The 20,667-nt window shown below is 63.7% G+C and carries 16 protein-coding genes and 1 pseudogene; 9 read left to right on the top strand and 8 right to left on the bottom strand.

Features of this window, described 5'->3' with window-relative positions:
* Nucleotides 1-778, top strand: a pseudogene (locus Q0Y42_RS04225) (permease); the annotation flags it as partial.
* A gap of 57 nt (nucleotides 779-835) precedes the next feature.
* Here Q0Y42_RS04225 and Q0Y42_RS04220 read toward each other — a convergent pair.
* Entirely contained in the window at nucleotides 836-3,112 is a 2,277-nt protein-coding gene (locus tag Q0Y42_RS04220; RefSeq protein ID WP_297800533.1) for an NADP-dependent malic enzyme, read from the bottom strand.
* Between the two features lie 86 nt (nucleotides 3,113-3,198).
* Complete coding sequence (gene dapF, locus Q0Y42_RS04215; protein WP_297800530.1) at nucleotides 3,199-4,065, bottom strand: diaminopimelate epimerase; 867 nt, start codon at nucleotides 4,063-4,065, stop codon at nucleotides 3,199-3,201.
* Between the two features lie 38 nt (nucleotides 4,066-4,103).
* Between dapF and Q0Y42_RS04210 the strand changes: the two genes are divergently transcribed.
* The 6 genes from Q0Y42_RS04210 (at nucleotide 4,104) to Q0Y42_RS04185 (ending at nucleotide 13,781) form a co-directional block, all read left to right on the top strand.
* Nucleotides 4,104-4,919: a potassium channel family protein gene (locus Q0Y42_RS04210; RefSeq protein ID WP_297800528.1), complete on the top strand. Its 816-nt coding sequence runs from the start codon at nucleotides 4,104-4,106 to the stop codon at nucleotides 4,917-4,919.
* Between the two features lie 123 nt (nucleotides 4,920-5,042).
* Nucleotides 5,043-7,235: a prolyl oligopeptidase family serine peptidase gene (locus Q0Y42_RS04205; RefSeq protein WP_297800524.1), complete on the top strand. Its 2,193-nt coding sequence runs from the start codon at nucleotides 5,043-5,045 to the stop codon at nucleotides 7,233-7,235.
* A 10-nt stretch (nucleotides 7,236-7,245) separates the two neighbouring features.
* Nucleotides 7,246-9,450 (top strand): prolyl oligopeptidase family serine peptidase, encoded by a 2,205-nt coding sequence (locus Q0Y42_RS04200; RefSeq protein ID WP_366108015.1) that lies wholly within the window; start codon nucleotides 7,246-7,248, stop codon nucleotides 9,448-9,450.
* 129 nt (nucleotides 9,451-9,579) lie between these two features.
* Nucleotides 9,580-10,326, top strand: a complete 747-nt coding sequence (locus tag Q0Y42_RS04195; RefSeq protein ID WP_297800520.1) for a DUF1223 domain-containing protein — start codon at nucleotides 9,580-9,582, stop codon at nucleotides 10,324-10,326.
* 75 nt (nucleotides 10,327-10,401) lie between these two features.
* Nucleotides 10,402-12,369, top strand: coding sequence for a potassium transporter Kup (locus Q0Y42_RS04190; protein WP_297800518.1), 1,968 nt, complete (start codon nucleotides 10,402-10,404; stop codon nucleotides 12,367-12,369).
* A complete protein-coding gene (locus Q0Y42_RS04185; RefSeq protein ID WP_297800516.1) occupies nucleotides 12,366-13,781 on the top strand; it encodes an RsmB/NOP family class I SAM-dependent RNA methyltransferase in 1,416 nt (471 codons plus the stop codon). The genes Q0Y42_RS04190 and Q0Y42_RS04185 overlap by 4 nt, the downstream gene beginning before the upstream one ends.
* A gap of 3 nt (nucleotides 13,782-13,784) precedes the next feature.
* On the opposite strand, the gene Q0Y42_RS04180 is transcribed toward Q0Y42_RS04185, so the two are convergent.
* Entirely contained in the window at nucleotides 13,785-14,570 is a 786-nt protein-coding gene (locus Q0Y42_RS04180; RefSeq protein ID WP_297800513.1) for an ATP-binding cassette domain-containing protein, read from the bottom strand.
* The gene (locus Q0Y42_RS04175) at nucleotides 14,570-14,974 is read right to left on the bottom strand and encodes a metallopeptidase family protein (RefSeq protein ID WP_297800511.1); all 405 of its coding nucleotides are present in this window, start codon (nucleotides 14,972-14,974) and stop codon (nucleotides 14,570-14,572) included. Before Q0Y42_RS04175 ends, Q0Y42_RS04180 begins: the two co-directional genes overlap by 1 nt.
* Nucleotides 14,975-15,094: 120 nt before the next feature.
* Between Q0Y42_RS04175 and Q0Y42_RS04170 the strand changes: the two genes are divergently transcribed.
* Nucleotides 15,095-17,446, top strand: coding sequence for a PAS domain-containing sensor histidine kinase (locus tag Q0Y42_RS04170; protein ID WP_297800509.1), 2,352 nt, complete (start codon nucleotides 15,095-15,097; stop codon nucleotides 17,444-17,446).
* Nucleotides 17,447-17,492: 46 nt separating this feature from the next.
* On the top strand, nucleotides 17,493-18,341 hold the full coding sequence (locus Q0Y42_RS04165) for a haloacid dehalogenase-like hydrolase (protein WP_297800507.1): 849 nt from the start codon (nucleotides 17,493-17,495) through the stop codon (nucleotides 18,339-18,341).
* Here Q0Y42_RS04165 and Q0Y42_RS04160 read toward each other — a convergent pair.
* The 4 genes from Q0Y42_RS04160 to Q0Y42_RS04145 all read right to left on the bottom strand — a co-directional run bounded on the left by Q0Y42_RS04160 (nucleotide 18,338) and on the right by Q0Y42_RS04145 (nucleotide 20,664).
* Entirely contained in the window at nucleotides 18,338-18,595 is a 258-nt protein-coding gene (locus tag Q0Y42_RS04160; protein ID WP_297800505.1) for a hypothetical protein, read from the bottom strand. The genes Q0Y42_RS04165 and Q0Y42_RS04160 overlap by 4 nt on opposite strands.
* Nucleotides 18,596-18,712: 117 nt before the next feature.
* Nucleotides 18,713-19,477 carry a kinase gene (locus Q0Y42_RS04155; RefSeq protein WP_297800502.1) on the bottom strand — a complete coding sequence of 255 codons (765 nt, stop codon included), beginning with the start codon at nucleotides 19,475-19,477 and terminating at the stop codon, nucleotides 18,713-18,715.
* A gap of 43 nt (nucleotides 19,478-19,520) precedes the next feature.
* On the bottom strand, nucleotides 19,521-19,841 hold the full coding sequence (locus tag Q0Y42_RS04150; protein WP_297800499.1) for a 2Fe-2S iron-sulfur cluster-binding protein: 321 nt from the start codon (nucleotides 19,839-19,841) through the stop codon (nucleotides 19,521-19,523).
* Between the two features lie 19 nt (nucleotides 19,842-19,860).
* Nucleotides 19,861-20,664 carry a succinate dehydrogenase iron-sulfur subunit gene (locus Q0Y42_RS04145; protein ID WP_292052935.1) on the bottom strand — a complete coding sequence of 268 codons (804 nt, stop codon included), beginning with the start codon at nucleotides 20,662-20,664 and terminating at the stop codon, nucleotides 19,861-19,863.
* Between the last annotated feature and the right edge of the window lie 3 nt (nucleotides 20,665-20,667).

The raw sequence follows: 20,667 nt of genomic DNA, 5'->3' as shown, positions 1-20,667 counted from the left end.
CACCCGTCCAGGGGCCTATCTGGCCGCGTCATTCGGTGCTCCGGTGAAGGATTTCTTCGTCCGCTTCGGCAAGCTGGCAGGACCGATCCTCGCGCTCATCTGCCTCTACCGCCTGTCGGATTTCGTCCTGAACATCATGAACCCCTTCTATCTGGATCTGGGGTTCAGCCTGCTGGAGATCGGCGAGGTCCGTAAGATCTTCGGCGTGGTCGCCATGTCCCTCGGCGTGTTTCTGGGCGGGGCCATGGTGGCGCGTTTCGGACTGGTGCGGACGATGGTCATAGGCGCCTTCATGAGCCCGGTGTCCAATCTGGTCTTTGCGTGGCTGGCGACCCAAGGCCATGACCTTCGCGCCCTGTTCATCGCCATCGGCATCGACAATGTCGCCACCGGCATCGCGGGCACGGCCCTGATCGCCTACATGTCCAGCCTGACGTCCGTGGGCTTTACCGCCACCCAATACGCCCTGTTCAGCTCGCTCTATGCCCTGCCGGGCAAGCTGGTGGCATCGCAATCGGGCAAGATTGTCGAGGCCTCGGCCCGCGTCGCCGACACTGGCGGCTTTACCGCGCCGCTGAAAGGCTTCTTCGCCAACCTGCCCCACGGTTCGCTGGTCGAGGGGGCCGCCAAGAGCGGTGTCTCGGTTCCTGGTCTGGGTGCGGGCTATATGACCTTCTTCTTCTATTCGACGGCGATCGGCCTATTTGCCATCGCGTTGGCCTTCTATGTCGCGCCACGTCATCTCGCGCTTAAGAAGGCCCAAGAGGAAGCCGAATAATAAAAGGGCGGTGCCATCGGCACCGCCCTTTCTCTTTGTCATCAGACCTGATCGGGATCAGGCTTTGTCGTCTGCACCATAGGCGGCGAAGGTGGCCGCATTGATGATCTCGCTGACCGAGGCACCCAGCGGCACGATCTGCACCGACTTCTCCAGACCAACCAGCAGCGGGCCAATCACGGTCGCGCCGCCCAGCGACTGGACGAGGCGGGTCGAGATGGCCGCCGAGTGGATGGCCGGCATGACCAGCACATTGGCATCGCCCGTCAGGCGCATGAACGGATAGTTGGCGCGGGCATCAGGGTTGAGCGCCAGTTCCGGCGGCATTTCGCCTTCGTATTCGAAGTCCACATCCATACCGTCGAGGATGCGGATGGCCTCGCGGACCTTCTCGCCACGGTCACCGGGCGGGTCACCGAAGGTCGAGTACGACAGGAAGGCGACGCGCGGGGTGCGGCCCAGTTTGCGCACGGTCGCCGCCGCCTTGACCGCGATCTCGGCCAGTTCCTCGGCAGTCGGCAGTTCGTGGATCGAGGTATCGGCCACAAACAGGGTGCGGCCCTTGGCCAGAACGATCGACAGGCCGATCATGCGGTCGGTCACGTCCAGAACGCGACGGACCTCCTTCAGGGCCATGTTGAAATTACGGGTCACGCCGGTGACCATGCAGTCCGCCTCGCCACGGGCCACCATGGCGGCACCGAAATAGTTGCGGTCCTGATTGATCATGCGCTGCACGTCACGGCGCAGATAGCCACGGCGTTGCAGACGAGCGTACAGCCAGTCGACGTATTCGGCATTACGCTCGGACACGCGCGCATTCATGATCTTGATGCCCAGGTCGTCGAAGTTGAACCCGGCCTCGGCGGCGTTCTGACGGATCAGCTCCTCGCGGCCGACCAGGATCGGCTCGCCCAGTTCGGCTTGCTTGAAGGCCCAGGCGGCGCGGATGACCGACGGCTCTTCACCCTCGGCAAAGACCACGCGCTGGGTCGGACCCATGCGGACCGCCGACGAGATCTTCTGCATCAGGGCCGCCGACGGATCGACGCGCGAACGCAGCGAGGTGCGATAGGCGTCCATGTCCGCGATCAGGGTACGGGCCACGCCGGAATCCATGGCCGCTTGGGCGATGAAGGGCGGGATGTACCAGACCAGACGCGGATCGAACGGTGACGGAATGATGTATTCGGCACCGAATTTAAGCTTGCGACCACGATAGGCCGCAGCCACTTCATCCGGCACGTCCTCGCGGGCGAGTGCAGCCAGAGCCTCGGCGCAGGCGACCTTCATCTCGTGGTTGATGCGGCGGGCGCGCACGTCCAGCGCACCACGGAACAGGTACGGGAAGGCCAGCACATTGTTGACCTGGTTCGGATAGTCGGAACGGCCCGTGGCGATGATGGCGTCGTTACGGACTTCCTTCACCTCTTCCGGGGTGATTTCCGGATCGGGGTTGGCCATGGCGAAGATGATCGGGCGCGGTCCCATGGACGCCACCATCTCCTTGCTGATGGCACCCTTGGCCGACAGACCGATCACCACATCGGCGCCGACCATGGCCTCGGCCAGGGTGCGGTGAGGGGTTTCGGTCGCGTGGGCGGCCTTCCACTGGTCCATGCCAGTCGGACGGCCCTTGTAGACGACGCCTTCGCGGTCACAGATCACGGTGTTTTCGGCTTTAACGCCAGCAGCCTTCATCAGGGCGATGGTCGACAGACCGGCCGCGCCCGCGCCCGACAGGACCACCTTCAGGTCTTCCAGCTTCTTGCCAGCGATGTGGGCGGCGTTGATCAGGCCGGCAGTAGCGATGATGGCCGTGCCGTGTTGGTCGTCGTGAAAGACCGGAATGTCGAGCAGGTCCTGCAGCTGTGCCTCGATCTCGAAACATTCCGGAGACTTGATGTCCTCGAGGTTGATGCCACCCCAGGTGTCACCGATGTTCTTCACCACGGTAATGAACTCGTCCGGATCGGTCGTCTTCACTTCCACGTCGAAGCTGTCGACGTCGGCAAAGCGTTTGAACAGGACCGACTTGCCCTCCATCACCGGCTTGGACGCCATGTGACCGAGGTTGCCCAGACCCAGAATGGCCGTGCCGTTCGAGATCACGGCAACCAGATTGCCCTTGGAAGTATAGTCGTAAGCCTTGTCGGCATCTTCGGCGATAGCCCGGACCGGAACAGCCACACCCGGAGAATAGGCCAGCGACAGATCGCGCTGGGTCGCCATCGGCTTGGTCGGAGCCATCGAAATCTTGCCGGGCGTCGGTACCCGGTGGAAATCCAGGGCATCTTCGTCGGTGAAGGTCTGTTTATCAGTCAAATCAGGCATCTACTTCTCAAACCAAGGGCGGCTATCGCGCAACGTTCCTAGAGCGCCGTTTGCGATGAAACAACAAGCGCCGCAGTCAAACTCCATTACAGCACGGAATTCAGGGTTCCGGTCCTCTCAATTTCGACGGGACCGGTCATAAAGACGTGGTTGGACTGTGCATCCCATTCCACAACCAGTTCACCCCCGTCGAGGATCATGGTCGCCGAGCGGTCAATCAGGCCGCGACGGTGCGCCGCCACCATGGCCGCGCAAGCCCCTGTACCACAGGCCAGGGTCAGGCCCGCGCCACGCTCCCATACACGCAGGCGGATGGTGCTGCGGTCCAGAACATGGGCAAACCCGACATTGATACCTTCGGGGAACAGGGGATGATGCTCCACCAGCGATCCGGTCCCGCGCACGAAAACGTCGTCCTGACGGTCGGTGAAGAAGACGACATGCGGATTGCCCATGGAAACGGCACCGGGGGTATGAACCACCGGATCATCGATCGGACCGACCTGAAGCTCGATCCCGCGCGTGTCCATTTCCTCCGCCAGCGGAATCTGCTGCCATTCAAGACGCGGCTCGCCCATGTCCACCCGCACGCGCAGGTCGCCTGCGCGGCTGGCCCGGGCAAGGCCGCCGAGGGTGTCGATGGACACTTCTGCGGTCTCGAACTCCTCCATCATCAGCCAGCCGACACAGCGAAGGGCGTTGCCGCAGGTCTCGACCATGGAGCCATCAGCATTCCAGACCCTCATGAAGCCGTCCGCCCCGCTGGCCCGCTCGACGGAAATCAACTGGTCGAAGCCGCCCAGCCCCGCTTCCGGCGAAGCCAGTCGGCGCACTTCGTCTTCCGATGGACGGAACGGATGATCGAAGGCATCGACCACGATGAAGGCGTTTCCTGCCCCGTTCATGCGGACATAGTCCCACGTCGCTTCTGCCGACCCGAAATTGCCGTTCATGTCTGGGAATTCCCCTCAACTCATGTATCGCTGGCACGATGACGACCAGCGGCGATCCCGTACACCACTCCCCCAAGGCGACGGACGGCCTGAGATTGAGGGCGCGTTTGCGCTATCTCTACCACGGCACCCAGCCCAATGCGGTGAAATTCCGCCTGATGGTGATCGTGGTCGATCTGGCCATCATCGGCTTCTTTATTGCCGCCCCCATCCTGAAGCAGGCGGGATGGGCCTTTTATCTGGTGGATGCCTTCATCGCCCTGATCCTCGGACTGGATCTGGCGGCGCGGGCCTATGCCTATTCGGACATCAGGGACTGGCTGAGAAAGCCCATCGTCTGGGTGGACCTGATGGTTCTGGCCACCCTCCTGTTTCCGGCGTGGTTGGCGAATTTCGGCTTCCTGCGGCTGTTGCGGTTCTGGAGCCTTTTGAACAGCGACCTGTTCTGGCGGACGATAGGGCGCAAGTTCGATGACACCCGCGTCGAAGAAGTCACCCGCGCCGCCGCCGCTCTGGTGACCTTTATCTTCGTTACCACCGGCTTTGTTTATGCCTATTTCCGCGGCAAGGCCGAGGGCATCAACGGCTATCTGGATGCCCTGTATTTTACCGTGGCGACGCTTTCGACCACCGGCTTTGGCGACATCACCCTGCCCGGCAATTGGGGTCGGGTCATCTCCATCGTCATCATGCTGGTGGGCATTACCCTGTTCATCCGTCTGGCCCAGACCCTGATCCGTCCGGGCAAGGTGCGCTTCCCCTGCCCCCGCTGCGGCCTGCAGAAACACGACCCCGATGCGGTGCATTGCAAGGCCTGCGGCCTGTTGCTGAATATTCCGGATGAAGGCAGCTGATCTGGCGTATATTCTTCGGAATTGACGGTGTGCCGATTTGTTGCCTTGTCGGGGCAAAAACTGGCCGTCAATGTGACCGGCCTTGTACCCGCGCCCCATCTATCGCGCCCTAGGGAGAAGCCGATGTCCCCCAAAAAATCCCGCCTGACCGCATGGCGTAGTGCCGCAGCCACCGCCGCCCTTCTGATGGGCGCGTCCCTGCCTGCCGCCGCGCTGGCCCAGACAACGACCGCCCCCGCTGCCTCCCCTGCCCCCAGATTTGCCATGACCGATGCCACTGATCCCTACATCTGGCTAGAGGACATCGAGAGCGAGCGCGTCAACGCATGGGTGGCCGAGCACAACGCCAAGTCGCTGGGCACGCTTCAGGCCGATCCCGTCTATGAGCCCCTGCACGCACAGGCGCTGGAACTGCTGCAATCGCGCGACCGTATCCCTTCGGCGAGCCTGACGCGCGGCGGCAAAATCGACAATTTCTGGCAGGACGCCGAGCACGTCCGTGGCGTGTGGCGCCAGACCACCCTGGACTCCTATCTGACCGACAATCCCCGGTGGGAGACGGTTCTGGACTTTGACGCCCTCGCCTCGGCCGAAGGTGCGAACTGGGTCTATAAAGGCTCCAACTGCCTCGCCCCTGACGAACGCTATTGCCTGATCTCCCTGTCGGACGGCGGCAAGGACGCCACCACCGTGCGCGAGTTCGACACCGTCGAGCGCCGCTTCGTCGAGGGCGGCTTCCGCTTCGATGAATCCAAGAGCAACTTCTCGTGGGTCGACCGCGACACCCTGCTGATCTCGGATGCCTTTACCGAAGCCAACAGCACCACCTCGGGCTATCCGCGCATCATCCGCCTGCTCAAGCGCGGGCAGAGCATCGAGCAGGCCTCCGTCGTCTATGAGGGCGGCGTTGACGACATGTCGATCAGCGCATGGGTCCTGCGCGACGTGGATGGCGTCGCCCATGGCCAGTTCATCACCCGCGCCATCGACTTCTACAGCCGCGAGACCTTTGAGCTGACGCAGGACGGCACTGTCGTCCCCGTGCCCCTGCCGGCCAAGGGTGGCATCACCGCCATCGTCGGCGGCAAGCTGGTCATCACCACCGACGAGCCGTGGACCGCGCCGTCGGGTCAGACCTTCGAGACGGGCGAGGTCTTCGCCTATGACCTCGAGGCTTGGAAGAAGGACAAAGCCGTTCAGGCCCAGACCATTATCCGTCCGGGCGAGCGCGAAGCGATTGAAGGTATCTCGGCCACCCGCAACAAGCTGGTGATCGCGCTTTATGAAAACGTGCGCGGCTCGGTCTATGTCTATGATCCGGCTGACTGGTCGCGCCAGCGGCTGGACCTGCCGGAAAATGTCACGGTCGGCATCGGCTCGACCTCGACCGAGAACGACCTGCTGTTCACCTCGGTCAGCGGCTATCTGACGCCTTCGACCGTCTATCTGGCCGATGCGGCCACGGGCGCGGTTCAGGTCGCCAAGTCCCTGCCGCCCAAGTTTGATGCCAGCGGCAAGATCGTCGAACAGCACGAGGCCGTCAGCAAGGACGGCACCCGCATCCCCTATTTCGTCGTTCGCGCCGAAAACGCGCCGATGGACGGCTCCAACCCGACCATCCTGTACGGTTATGGCGGCTTCCAGTCGTCACTGCTGCCGTCCTATTCGGCGACCATCGGCAAGCTGTGGCTGGAGCGCGGCGGCGTCTATGTCATCGCCAATACCCGTGGCGGCGGCGAGTTCGGCCCGCGCTGGCACCAGGCCGCGCTTCAGGAAAACCGCCAGCGCGCCCACGAGGATTTCCAGGCCGTTGCCGAGGACCTGATCGCGCGCGGCATCACCAGCCAGCCGCACCTGGGCATCATGGGTGGCTCGCAGGGCGGGCTGTTCATGGGGGCCATGCTGACCCAGCGTCCGGACCTAATCAACGCAGCCGTCATTCAGGTGCCGCTGTTCGACATGCTGCGCTTCCACAAACTGCTGGCGGGCGCATCGTGGCGGGGCGAGTACGGCGATCCGGACATTCCCGAGCAACGCGCATGGATCGCAGAATATTCGCCTTATCAAAAGCTTGCGGCGGATGCTCCGTATCCGGAAGTCTTCATCCATACCTCGACCAAGGATGACCGCGTCCACCCGGGCCACGCCCGCAAGGCCGCCGCACGACTTGAGGAACTGGGCCACGAGGTCCTGTTCTACGAGAACACCGACGGCGGTCACGCTGCGGGTGCCAACCTGCGCGAAACCGCCCGCCGCCTCGCGCTGGAATATACCTATCTGACCCGTCGCCTGATGCGCGACAACCAAGCGGACTAAGCTTTCGATGATGAGAAAACTTCTCCTGACTGCCGCCCTGCCCGCCCTCCTTCTGGGGGCATGCGCTACGGACACCACCGGTGCTGCCAGGCAGTCGACCGTTAGTGCCGCGACCCTGCCGCCCCACTTCCCGCGCGACCTGTCACCTGCGGGCGTGGCCGCCGCCGATGACAATCTGGCGCTGGAACAGGTGCAGGGTGCCGAGGCCATGGCCTTTGTCGCCCAGTCGAACGAAAAGGCGCTGGCGGCCCTGACGTCGGACCCGCGCTATGAGACCTTCCGCCAGCAGGCCGAGGCCATCCTGACCTCGACGGACCGCATCCCCTCCCCACGCTTCCTCGGCGACCAGCTGTCCAACTTCTGGCAAGACGCCGCCAACCCCAAGGGTGTGTGGCGCCGGACCACGGTCGAGAGCTATGCCACCCAGACCCCGCAGTGGGAGACCCTGCTGGACCTCGACGCCCTCGCCCGCGCGGAAGGCCGTGACTGGGTGTTCAAGGGTGTGGACTGCCTTGCCCCTGACGAGACCCGCTGCCTGATCTCGCTGTCCGATGGCGGCAAGGACGCCGTGACCGTGCGCGAGTTCGACGTCACCACAAAGACCTTCGTGAACGGCGGCTTCGTCATTCCTGAAGGCAAGCACCGCATCGAATGGCTGGACCGCGATACCCTTCTGGTCGCCACCGACTTTGGCGCGGGGACCCTGACTGAAAGCGGCTATCCCTATATCGTCAAGGCGGTAAAGCGTGGCCATCCCATTGATCATGCTCAGGAAGTCTATCGCGGCGAGCAGGCCGACGGTGGCTATGGTGTCTCGCCCATGGTCATGCGCAAGGTCGACGGCTCGGTCGAGGCCGTGCTGTTCAGCCGCCCGCTCGACACCTTCCGCTCGCAAATCTGGGCGCTGGGCGAAGACGGCAAGCCGTGGCAACTGCAACTGCCCGAGCGCGTCGGCATTCAAGGGATGCTGGACGGCAAGCTGGTCTTCTCGCTGGATCAGGACTGGACCTTTGACGGCCATGCCTACAAGGGCGGCGACCTTCTGGCTGTGCCGCTGAACCTGCTGAACATCCAGCGTCCGCGCATCGCCTATCCGAAGGCGGCGGCCCTCGTCTTCTCGCCGACCGCCCGCCAGTCGCTGCAGGACGTGCGCGTGATGAAGGACGGTATCATGGCCGTCATCGCCGACAATGTGGTGGGCAAGCTGACCCGCTTCACCCTTGGCGACAGCGGCTGGCAGCAGAATGCCATCGCCGTGCCGGAAAACGTGGCTGTGAACCTCGGCTCGTCGTCCCGCTCCACGGGCCGCGTCTTTGTATCGACCCAAGGTTTCCTGACCCCGCCGACGCTCAGCCTCGCGGACTTCAACTCCGGTGCCGTGGCCCCGATGAAGGCGGCGGCGGCCAAGTTCGACGCCTCGACCCATGTGGTCGAGCAGTTCGAGGCCACCTCCACCGACGGCACGAAGATCCCCTATTTCATCGTGCGCCCGCGTGAATTGGCCATGGACGGCAAGGCCCCGACCATCCTGTTCGGTTACGGCGGCTTCCAGGCCAGCTTCCCGCCCGCCTACAAGCCGGAAATGGGCAAGCTGTGGCTGGAGAACGGCGGCGTCTTCGTTCAGGCCAACATCCGTGGCGGGGGCGAGTTCGGCCCGGCCTGGCACCAGGCCGCCCTGCGCGAGAACCGCCAGCGTGCGTTTGACGACTTTGCCGCCGTGGGTCGCGATCTGATCGCACGTGGCATCACCTCGTCGCAGCACCTCGGCATCTATGGTCGCTCGAACGGCGGGGTGCTGACCTCGGTGTCGATCACCCAGAACCCAGACCTATTCAATGCGGCAGTCATCGAGAGCCCGCTGATCGATATGATGCGCTATCCGGAACTGCCTGCCGGTGCCTCGTGGATCGGCGAATACGGTGACCCGCGCATTCCGGCCGATGCCGAGTTCATTTCCAAATACTCGGCCTACCAGCAGCTGCGCCCGGACGTCGAATATCCGCGCGTCTACATCACCACCAATACGCTGGACGACCGCGTCCACCCCGGTCACGCCCGCAAATTCGCGGCGCGTCTAGGCAAGATGGGCCACGACCACCTCTATTACGAGGACACCGCCGGCGGTCACTCCAACGACGCCGATCCGGTGGCCAATGCCCGCCGCTGGGCCCGCCACTATGTCTATCTCAGCCAACAGCTGATGGACGCGGACTGATCGACTTATAAGTCGATGAATGAGGGGCGGCGGGCCGAGGTCCGCCGCCCCTCACGCATTTATGAGCCCCATCACCCGCAGCCGCCGCTAAAGTCCCGCTGTCCGTCTGTAGGGAGCCGCGATCCTAGGGTGAGTAAGTCTTCCGCACCTGCCGTGTTTCTGTCCGCGCTGATGGCGCTGTCGGCCTTGCCCGCTGCGGCCTCGGCACCGCCATCCTCGCCCGTGGTGGTCGAACTGTTTACGGCACAGGGCTGCACTGCCTGTCCCGACGCCAACCGGTCCGTGGCCCGACTGGGTCAGGAACGCGACATCGTCGTCCTGACCTATAATGTTGATTACTGGGACTATTTAGGCTGGCAGGACACCTATGCCCGTCCTGAATTCGTCCAGCGCCAACGCGCCTATCGTCAGGCCTTGGGCCAGCGCAGCCTCGCCACCCCGCAAGTCGTCATCGCCGGACACGAAAATCTGGACCCGTCGCGGGAGAGTGACCTGCACCAAAAGGTCCTCTCTGTCGCCACACCGGACATCTCACCGCCCGATATCGAGTTCCGCGAGACGGGCGACCGCGTCGGCATAGGCTCTGGCCGTGTGCCCGAGGGCGGGGCCGAGGTGGTGGCGGTCCGATACAGTCCGGGCATGCATAATGTGACCGTCCGCACAGGCGACAATAGAGGCCGGTCGGTCAGCCATATGAATGTGGTGCGCGCCATCTATCCCCTGGGGGACTGGAATGGCCGCTCATCGCTCTATGAACTGCCTCCCGCAGCGAGGGCCAACGGCTCGGGTCGCGACGCCGTAATCGTGCTGCTACAATCCAAGACCACGCGCCAGATCATCGCATCGGCGATGATGCCGGAACTTCGTCCCGATTGAATCGCTCAAAGAAAGGGGCTAAAGGCCCGCCGCTCTTGATGGGTACGCCTTCCTCGCGTGACCCGGAGGTTATGCATGGTCGGGGATCAACCCCGCGACGCCCGTGATCCGGCCGCCGCTTCCCTAAAATCGTCGTCCAGTCCGCATGCTTCGCACGGGGACCACACGCCTGCGCCTCATAACAAGAAGGCCCAGCGCGCGCTGATGATTGGCGCGATCGGTGTGGTGTTCGGCGACATCGGCACCAGCCCGATCTATGCCCTGCGCGAAGCCGTGCGCCATGCGCAAAGTCTGGGCGATCCGCGTCTGGCCATCATGGGCGTGGTATCGCTGGCCTTCTGGGCGCTGATGGTGGTGGTGACGTTCAAATACGTCGCCTTCCTGATGCGTGCCGATAACCGGGGCGAGGGCGGGGCGCTGTCCCTGATGGCGCTGGCGCAAGGGGCGCTTGGTCGCCGCAGCGCCTTCCTGTTTGTGCTGGGCGTCTGTGGTGCCGCGCTCTTCTATGCCGATGGCGTCATTACCCCTGCGATCTCGGTCCTTTCGGCCATTGAGGGTATCCGTGGCGCGCCGGGTGTCGGCAGCGCCATCAATCCGTTCATTGTGCCCATGGCCGCCGTCATCCTGATTGGCATCTTCATGGTGCAGTCGCGCGGCACGGCAGGTCTGGCCAAGCTTTTTGGCCCCATCACCCTTGTGTGGTTCCTGTCGCTGGGGGCGCTCGGCCTCTTCCATCTGTTCGACGACATCAGCGTCCTTCAATCGCTGTCGCCCGTCTATGCCCTGAAGCTGCTGGGGGCCAATCCGGTGCTGGGCTTCGTCATTCTCGGCAGCGTCTTCCTTGCCGTGACCGGTGCCGAAGCCCTCTATGCCGACATGGGCCATTTCGGAAAGTCGCCGATCCGCAAGGGCTGGCTCTATGTGGTTCTGCCGTGCCTGACCCTGAACTATCTGGGGCAGGGGGCTTTCCTGCTGTCGCATCCGACGGGGCTGGACAACCCGTTCTGGAACATGGTGCCGCAGCTGATCTATTGGCCGCTACTGCTGCTGGCGACCGCCGCCACCGTCATCGCCTCGCAGGCGGTGATCACGGGGGCCTTCTCGGTCACCCAGCAGGCAGTGCAGCTGGGCCTGCTGCCCCGTATCGACATCCGCAACACCTCCGAGACGCAGGCCGGGCAGATCTATGTTCCGGCAGTGAACGGCCTCTTGATGGTGGGCGTGCTGTTCCTGCTGGTCACCTTCCAGAGCACGCATAATCTCACCGCCGCCTATGGCGTGGCCGTGACCGGCGTGATGTTCGTCAACACCCTGATGGCCTTCACTGTGGCGCGTCACAAGTGGAACTGGCCGCTGTGGGGCGTTCTGGCGGTCCTCATCCCGATGGGCTTTGTTGACCTGATCTTCCTCAGCTCAAATCTCTTGAAGCTGCCGGACGGCGCGTGGATGCCGCTGCTGATCGGCTCGCTGATTGTACTGCTGATGTGGACGTGGGTGCGCGGCACCCAGATCCTTGGCGAAAAGACCCGCCGCGACAGCCTGCCTCTGGTCGACCTGATCGAGATGCTGACCGCCCGTCCGCCGCACCGCGCACAGGGCACGGCCATCTTCCTGACGTCCGATCCCACCGTCGCGCCCGTCGCGCTGATGCACAATCTCAAGCACAACAAGGTGCTGCACGAGAAGAACATCATCATGACGGTGCACACCTCGCACAAGCCGCGTGTCAGCCCCGACAACCGCATCGAAATCGAAGAGATTTCCGACGATTTCAAACGGGTGACGCTGACCTTCGGCTATATGGAGACGCCCAATGTGCCCAAGGCGCTGGCCCAGTGCCGCCGTCAGGGCCTGAAGTTCGATATCATGTCGACCAGCTTCTTCTTGGGCCGCCGCTCCGTCATCCCAACCGCCCGTCAGGGCATGCCCATGTGGCAGGACAAGCTTTTCATCTTCCTGATGCGTAACGCCGCCAACCCGACCGACTTCTTCCGTATTCCGCCCGGCCGTGTGGTCGAACTTGGCACGCAGGTATCCGTATGAGCCGCCCGCCCGAAAAGACCGTCCGCAACAAGGATGGCCACGCCCGTCCGGCCAAGCGTGGCAAGCCCTCGGCCCGTCCGAACAACCGTCCCCATTCCGGCCCCCGCACCCCGCGCCCGCAAGGCGAGGACCGCTATCCGGAAGTGGGCGTTCAGGCCCGTCTAGTTGCCGGTCTGCTGCTGAATGCCGCGCTGGAAAAACGCACGGGTCTGGACGAGGAACTGGCCCGCAGTCCGGCCAAGGACCTGCCGCCTGCCGACCGCGCCTTCGCCCGCGCCTGTGCCATGGGTGCGCTTCGCCGTCTGGGCGAGATCGACCAGATCCTGGGTCGCCGCCTGAAGACCACGCCGGGCCTGCCGACCCTGACCATCCTGCGGATTGCGCTGGCCCAGATGCTGGTGCTGGAAACGCCCGCCTTTGCCGCTGTCTCGACCGCCGTCAAACTGGCCGAGCGCGACAACAAGACCCGCCCCTATAAGAACCTGATCAATGCCGTTCTGCGCGGCATCGACCGTGACGGCTATGGCCCGACCAAGCCGCAGGCCAACCTGCCCGAATGGATCGCCGCCCGCTGGGAAGCGACCTATGGCGCCGAAGCCTTCACCGGCCTTGCCGAAGCCACCCGTTTCGAGCCCGCCACCGACATTTCGGTCAAGCCGGATGCCGACGCTGCCGCCATTGCCGAGGCGCTGGAAGCCACCATCCTGCCGGGCGGTACCCTGCGGACCGAGCGCCGAGGCGACGTGGCCCAATGGCCAGGCTTTGAGGACGGGAACTGGTGGGTGCAGGACGCCGCCGCCGCCATTCCCGCACGCCTGCTGGATGTGAAGGCGGGCGAGACGGCGCTGGACCTGTGCGCCGCGCCGGGTGGCAAGACGCTGCAACTGGCCGCTGCCGGTGCCAAGGTCGTGGCTCTGGACCGTTCGGAAAGCCGCCTGAAGCGCCTGCGCCAAAACTTCGAGCGTATGAAGCTGGAAGTCGAGGTCGTCGCCATTCCGGGCGAGGACTGGGAGGACGAGCGCCAGTTCGACGCCGTGCTGCTGGATGCGCCATGCTCGGCCACGGGCACCTATCGCCGCAACCCCGAAGCCCTGCGCGCCGTACGCCCGACCGACATCGCCAAACTGGCCGATGTGCAGCACCGTCTGCTGGACGTGGCCGCCGCCAAGGTGAAGTCCGGTGGCCGTCTGGTTTACTGCGTCTGCTCGCTCGAACGCGAGGAGGGCGAGACCCAGATGCTGGCCTTCCTTCGCCGCAACGCCGCCTTCAAGACTGTGGCCATCAAGCCCGCCGAGGTCGGTGCCCCTGACGAGGCCCTGACCAAGGAAGGCTGGCTGCGCGTCCTGCCCGGCCACTGGGCCGACAAGGGCAGCCTTGATGGCTTCTTCATCGCGCTGTTCCAGCGCGACTGATCCTTAGCCGTAGATCGCGCCGTACCATCCATCGCGATGGGATACACGGGCCGACAGTCCAAACAGCGCCGACAGGTTTTCGTCGGTCAGTTGTTCGGACTTCGGCCCGTCGGCAATTAGACGACCCTGTTTCATCATCACCACCCGTCCGATCTCCGGCAGGATTTCGTCGATGTGGTGGGTCACCACGATCAGAGTGGTCTGCGGCCCGATGACACCGCGCAGGTCCTGAAGGAAGGCACGGCGGGCGGCAGGGTCCAGCCCCGCACAGGCCTCGTCCAGCAACAGGGCGCGAGGGCGATGGACAAGGGCGCGGGCGATCAGAACGCGGCGCGCCTCTCCCGTCGAAAGCGTGTTCATGCGCCGTCCGATCAGATGGTCGGCAGACGCCCTGACCAGAGCCTCATGGGCCCGGGCACGCATCTCATCCGTCACCTTCTGAGCATGCCACAGGCCGCGCGAGGCGAAGAAGCCGGATACCACCGCCTCCATCACCTCCAGCGCCTCTTCGCCCGCCAGATCACCTTGCAGAGCAGGGGAGACGAACCCCAACTGGCGGCGCAGCTCGAACAGGTCCCACTGCGCCTGACCCCACAGCGCCACCTTACCCCCGTACAGCGGGCGGACCTGTTGCAGGATCAGATTGACCAGCGTCGACTTACCCGAGCCATTGGGGCCGAGAATGGCCAGATGCTCGCCTTCGCGGACACTCAGCGACAGGTCATCGACCAGTTTGCGGTCACCGCGCACAACGGTGGCCCCCGCAATCTCCAGAAACGGTTCCGCCATCAGTCCGCCGCGTCCTCGATGGCGTCGATCTGGTCGTCGTCCAGCCCCATGTGGTGACCCAGTTCGTGGATCAGAACATGGGACACCAGATCATAAAGGCCGACATCTCCGCGCTCGCACCACTCGTCCAGAATAGGGCGACGATAGAGGAAGACCCGTGACGGCTCCGGCGCAGGCCCCAGCCCGTCGCGTTCCCCCACATGCGCCCCGACATAGAGGCCGGTCAGTTCGAACCCGTCCTCGATTTCCAGATCGCGCAGCGTCTCCTCGTCCGGAAAATCATCAATGCGAATAACCACATCCGCTGCCGCCTGACGGAACAGGGGCGGCAGGGCCTCGAAGGCCTGTCGGGCCATACGGTCGAAGTCGTCCAGCGACGGGGCGGTCTGATCTTGCCAAGCCATATCCATGACACGGGTATCGCCTGTCGAAAGCTGCTCGGCAATGCGGGATCAAGCGTCGCCGAAAGCCCCCGCTCAGGTTATGGTAAACGCGAATCAACCTTTTGACGTTCTGGAGTGCGTATGGCCGAGGCCGACATCGCCGCAGACATCGCCTTTGTCGCCAGCGCAGGGGCGGCCGGCCTCGCGCTGGCCGTCAGTGCGTGGGCTGCGCGGCTGTATCGGGGCCTCAAACGCCGCGAGCGCGAGATCGACCAGACGGCCAGCCATGCCCTGATCCAGTCCGCCGCCTGTTCGGGTGCCCTAAACGCCTTTGACGATCTGCGTCTGGCGCTGTCTCCGGAGGGCGAGGTGAGGGCGGTTTTTGGCCCGTACGAGCCTCTGTTCAACCTGATCGACCTACCGCTGCCCACCGATCAGCAGCCGACCAGCGAAGACGTCTCCAAGGCCGCCGAACAGCTCACGGCCCGCCTGAAACGCCTTCATCCAACCCGCTTCTTTTCCCTGCTTCAGGAAGGGGAAGGCTTTGAAACGGTTCTGGAATCCGGCGAAGGCGCATGGGCTGTCGAAGGTCGTGCCTTGGGCGGCGGGGCGTGGGTGCGTCTGTCACGGGTCACCCATGCGATTGGCATGGAGGCCGGCCCCGGCGTTCTGGCCGAACAGTCGCCCTCGCCGACATGGGTCGTGGACGGCACCGGCAAACTGGTCTGGGCCAACAGCGCATGGCTGCGTGAAACGCGGGTCGAGAGCCTGCAACAGGCCCGCGACGAGGCCGTGAGCTTTGACCGCGGGGCCGACGCCATCGTGGCCGAGGCCGTGCGCCTGAACAGCCGTCAGGAAGGCTTCCGCTGGATCTCATCGGAAGGTCGCCGCCGCGCATGGAAGATTTTGGCCGAGCCACTGATTGGCGGGCGCGGAGCCGTGATCGCCTTTGCCGTCGATATGACCGAGGCCGAAGAGACGCGCGACACCCTGCGCCGCCACGTCGAGGCCCACGACGAAACGCTGAACCACCTTGCCGACGCCGTGGCCATTTTCGGCCCCGCCAAGCGTCTGGCCTTCCACAACACCGCCTTCCAGCAACTGTTCAACATCGATGCCGCATGGCTGGATGAACGCCCCACCCACGGCGAGCTTCTGGACCGCCTGCGCCAGCGCCGCCTGCTGCCCGAGGTCGTGGACTATGCGCAGTGGAAGGCCCATGAGCTGGACTTCTATGGCGCGGCACAGGCCTCGCCCGATGACACGTGGCGCCTGCCCGATGGCCGCACCCTGCGCGTGGTGCGCCAGCCCCACCCGCTGGGCGGCATCCTGCTGATCTTCTCCGACATCACCGACGAGCTGAACCTGCGGAGCCGCTACAACGCCCAGATTCAGGTCCAGATGGCGACGCTGGACAAGCTGTCGGACGCCGTGGCCGTGTTCGGTTCGGACAGCCGCCTGCGACTGCGTAACGACGCCTTCGAAGCCTTCTGGAACCTGTCCAAGGAAAAGCTGGACCACGCGCAGGATTTCGACGACGTGGCCCAGCTGTGCCGCGCCCTGTTACCCGACAATGCACTCTGGATGGGTCTGAAAGCCCGCGTGGCAGACCCCGATCCCGAAAGCCGTATTCCGGTCTCCGGCGAAGGCCGCACGCAGGATGGTCGCTTCGTCGTCTGGAAGACGCGACCGCTGCCCGACGGTGCCACTCTGGTTGCCTTCTCGGACGAGACAGCCCGTCGCGCGCTGGAACAGGCTCTGGCCGAAAAGGAAGCCGCGCTGGCGGAAAGCCAGGCCCTGAAACGCGAGTTTGTCGGCAGCGTCTCCTATGAGCTTCGCACGCCGCTGACGACCATTGTCGGCTATTCGGAACTGCTGGAAGCCATGGGCGACATGCCCGAGCGTAGCCGCCAGCACGCGGGTGCCATCCGCGTCGCCGCCAGCCATCTGGCCCGATCCATCGATGACGTGCTCGACATGGCCCAGATCGACGCCGGAGAGATGGAATTGACGCTGGGCGATGTGCGCCTGCCTGACCTGCTGAAAGGTCTGGAGCAGGACATCCGGCCCAAGGTCGAGGGACGTGGTGCCCGCATCGAACTGGATATCACCGAGAACCTTCCGGTCCTGCGCGCTGACGAAAAACGCATCGAGCAGGCCATCGAACACCTGTTGGAAAACGCCTGTCGGGCCGTATCGGATGGCGGCGTCGTCACCCTTGCCGCCAGTGCGACCGACAGCGAAATCCAGATCCGCGTCAGCGATACCGGGCGCGGCATCCCCTTCCACCTGCAGGCCCATGTATTCGACCGCTTTGTCCGCCGTGAACGGGGCGGACCGGGCGTGGCACTGGCGCTGGTCAAGGCTCTGGTCGAATTGCATGGCGGATCGGCAGAGGTCGAGTCCGCCCCCGGCAAAGGCGCGACCTTTATTCTCAAGCTTCCGACCAAGGCCCAAAGTCCTGCCGCTATGCCGGAACTGATTTTAGAGTGAGTTCGTGCTAAGGGGCCGTTCCAAGACCTCAGGAACCCCCTTGCCCATGGCCGACAACAAACCTCTGAAGACCGCCCTCATCTATGATTTCGACGGCACCCTTGCCCGCGGAAACATGCAGGAGGTCAGCTTCATCCCGTCCGTGGGTATGGACATCGGTGCCTTCTGGGGCGAGGCCGAGGCCCTGACCAAGGGGGCCGATGCGGACGGCATCCTGATGTATATGCAGCTGATGCTGAAGCATGCCCGCGACAAGGGCATCTCCATCACCAAGGACATGCTGGCCGAGCATGGTCATGACGTGGCCCTGTTCGACGGTCTGCGGGACCTGTCGTGGTTCGACCGCATCAATGCCTTTGGTGCCAAATACAACCTCGAGATCGAGCACTACATCATCTCCGCCGGTCTGGAAGAGATGATCGACGGCACCCCGATCCGTCCGGCCCTGACCCATGTTTTCGCCAGCCACTATGTCTATGACGACAAGGGCGAGGCCGCCTGGCCCGCTGTTGGTGTGAACTACACTACCAAGACCCAGTACCTGTTCCGCATCAACAAGGGCGTGAAGAACCACTGGGAGCACGAACGGGTGAACCACTTCATCCCCGATGAAGACCGTCCGATCCCGTTCGACCGCATGATCTTCCTCGGCGACGGCGACACCGATGTGCCGACCATGAAGATGATGCACACCAAGGGCGGCTTCTCCATCGCCGTCTATGACCCGCGCTCGAACGAAAAGGACCAGAAGAAGGTCTATTCCCTGATCTCGGAAGACCGCGTGAACTTCGTGGCGGCTGCCGACTATACCGAAGGCTCGGCGCTGGACCTGATTGTGAAGGGCCTGATCGGCCGTATCGCCATCAATGCGGGCACCATGCCCGCCGGCATCTAACGACGGTTATAAAGGTCCCGCGCGCGGCCCAGCCGCGCAGGGACCAAACCGCGCAGGTCGTGGCTGCGGACGATATCAAAGGTGATGTCGCTTCCCTTGGCTTGGGCGACCCTGACGTCCAGCGCAAGGCCACGCGTATGATCGACCACGATCATGGCCCCCGACAGCCCCGAGCCACGCTCCAGACCCACGTCCAGACGGCTGTCAGACGCCGCCTTCAAGCGACAGGGCAGTTCCATCTGTCCGGTCAGCACAGTGCCATGCCCGGCCAGAGCTTTTAAAGACGATGCGTTTCCGCCGCGCTTGAACAAACCAAACACAACAACAGACCTGACAAGGCCCAGGAAAGCGGGCCGTTACTTTGGATCATTCTAACAGGTGGTATCGCCTTGGGCGATGGCAACCACATGGCGTGAACGGTCCAGTTCTATAACCAGGTCGGCCATGATGCCGCCCTGCATCATCCAGAGTGTCAGCCGCTGGAAATGGGCTACGAAACGGCGGATCGCGCCACGCCGCCCCGCCGGTATAGAATCCACACCCAGCAAGCCCGCCTCCTGCTCGCAGCGCCAGTCGAGCACCGTCTCGAAGTCCGGTGCCCGCAGGTAGCAGAGCCCATCCAGACGCCGGTGCAGGTCGGCATAGCGGCCCTCCAGCGCGTCATTCACCGCATCGCGCCAATGCCGTTCGGGGTCGGCCTCGGCCTCCAGTGCATTCACTGGCTCGCGCAACCGTTCTTCAGGCTCCGGCACCGCGCCAAGGCACCATCCTTCCAGAATAATGAAGCGCGGGCGTCCACGATGGACAGGCCATTGCTCTATCGGTAACCGCTCGTCAGCCAGTTTGTCGAAAACAGGCAAGGGGGTTTCGGTATCGTCAGATGCACCGGACAAGGCTTCCAGCACCTCTGACAGCAAGTCGAGATCATGCGTCCCCGGCACCCCTCGCGTCAGGAACAGGGGATGCACCCGCCGCCCCAAATTCATCCGTTCGTCACGGGTCAGATAGACATCATCCAGCGACAAGCTAACGCCGCCATGGGTCTTGGCCAGATGGGCGGCGAGGGTCGATTTGCCCGATCCCTGACTGCCCGCAATACCGATGAGGACGGGCCGGTCAGAGCGCAGTCGGGACAAAAGAAAACCCCCGACGGCCTCGGACAGTCGGGGGTCTATCATCTCAGTGCTGGTTTTCCGGCAGCCGGACAATCAGGCCATCAAGGTCATCAGAGACCCTAATCTGGCAGGACAGGCGGCTGTTGGGCTGCACATTCTCGGCGAAGTCGAGCATGGACTCTTCCATCGCCGACGGACGGCCCGTCACATCCAGAAACGCCTCATCGACGTAGCAGTGGCAGGTTGCACAGGCGCAGGCCCCGCCACAGTCGGCATCGATGCCCGGGATGTTGTTGCGCACCGCGCCTTCCATGACCGAAAGGCCGTTCTTGACCTCGATCTCATGCTCGCGGCCGTCGAACTCGATGTATTTGATCTTCGCCAAGGGGAGGCAAAGCGCCCGCTTACGCGGACGCCTTTTCCTTCTTGCGCGACGGCGAAACCATCAGCTTCTTGGTTTCGGCGATCGCCTTGGCCGGGTTCAGACCCTTCGGGCAGACCTGCGCACAGTTCATAATGGTGTGGCAGCGGTACAGCTTGAATGGGTCTTCCAGATCGTCGAGGCGCTTCTGGGTGGCGTCGTCGCGGCTGTCCGAGATCCAGCGGTACGCACCCAGCAGGGCTGCCGGGCCGAGGTACTCTTCCTGGTTCCACCAGTAGCTCGGGCACGAGGTCGAGCAGCAGGCGCACAGGATGCACTCGTACAGACCGTCGAGCTTCTCGCGATCTTCCGGCGACTGCAGGCGTTCCTTTTCCGGATCCGGCAGGTCGGACTGCAGGTACGGCTGGATCGAGTCGTACTGGGCGTAGAACAGCGACAGGTCGGTCACCAGATCCTTCACTACCGGCTGGTGCGGCAGCGGAGCGATGGTGATGTTGTGCGACTTGCACTCGTCCCAGCCCTTGGTGCAGGCGAGGGTGTTGTTGCCGTCGATGTTCATCGAGCACGAACCGCAGATGCCTTCACGGCACGAACGGCGGAACGACAGCGACGGGTCGATCGTGTTCTTGATGTGGATCAGGGCGTCCAGCAGCATCGGGCCGTGGTCGTCCGAAGACACCTCATAGACGTCCCAGCGCGGATCGGCGTCCACTTCCGGGTCGTAACGATAGACCTTGTAGGTCTTGACGTTCTTGGCGCCGGCCGGAGCCTTGTGGACCTTGCCGGTGGTCGGCTTGGAGCCGCGCGGGAGGTTGAGTTGAACCATGTT

It is taken from the genome of uncultured Brevundimonas sp. (assembly GCF_947305955.1).
Taxonomy (GTDB): domain Bacteria; phylum Pseudomonadota; class Alphaproteobacteria; order Caulobacterales; family Caulobacteraceae; genus Brevundimonas.
The sequence above is the reverse complement of the archived record's forward strand: the minus strand, read 5'-3'. Positions and strand labels throughout refer to the sequence as shown.

Excerpts from the sequence above, each read along its gene's own strand:
- Q0Y42_RS04205 (WP_297800524.1), top strand. The coding sequence starts at position 5,043 with ATGTCCCCCAAAAAATCCCGCCTGACCGCATGGCGTAGTGCCGCAGCC.
- Q0Y42_RS04185 (WP_297800516.1), top strand. The coding sequence starts at position 12,366 with ATGAGCCGCCCGCCCGAAAAGACCGTCCGCAACAAGGATGGCCACGCC.
- Q0Y42_RS04220 (WP_297800533.1), bottom strand. The coding sequence starts at position 3,112 with ATGCCTGATTTGACTGATAAACAGACCTTCACCGACGAAGATGCCCTG.
- dapF (WP_297800530.1), bottom strand. The coding sequence starts at position 4,065 with ATGAACGGCAATTTCGGGTCGGCAGAAGCGACGTGGGACTATGTCCGC.
- Q0Y42_RS04165 (WP_297800507.1), top strand. The coding sequence starts at position 17,493 with ATGGCCGACAACAAACCTCTGAAGACCGCCCTCATCTATGATTTCGAC.
- Q0Y42_RS04210 (WP_297800528.1), top strand. The coding sequence starts at position 4,104 with ATGACGACCAGCGGCGATCCCGTACACCACTCCCCCAAGGCGACGGAC.
- Q0Y42_RS04200 (WP_366108015.1), top strand. The coding sequence starts at position 7,246 with ATGAGAAAACTTCTCCTGACTGCCGCCCTGCCCGCCCTCCTTCTGGGG.
- Q0Y42_RS04145 (WP_292052935.1), bottom strand. The coding sequence starts at position 20,664 with ATGGTTCAACTCAACCTCCCGCGCGGCTCCAAGCCGACCACCGGCAAG.
- Q0Y42_RS04190 (WP_297800518.1), top strand. The coding sequence starts at position 10,402 with ATGGTCGGGGATCAACCCCGCGACGCCCGTGATCCGGCCGCCGCTTCC.
- Q0Y42_RS04175 (WP_297800511.1), bottom strand. The coding sequence starts at position 14,974 with ATGGCTTGGCAAGATCAGACCGCCCCGTCGCTGGACGACTTCGACCGT.
- Q0Y42_RS04180 (WP_297800513.1), bottom strand. The coding sequence starts at position 14,570 with ATGGCGGAACCGTTTCTGGAGATTGCGGGGGCCACCGTTGTGCGCGGT.
- Q0Y42_RS04170 (WP_297800509.1), top strand. The coding sequence starts at position 15,095 with ATGGCCGAGGCCGACATCGCCGCAGACATCGCCTTTGTCGCCAGCGCA.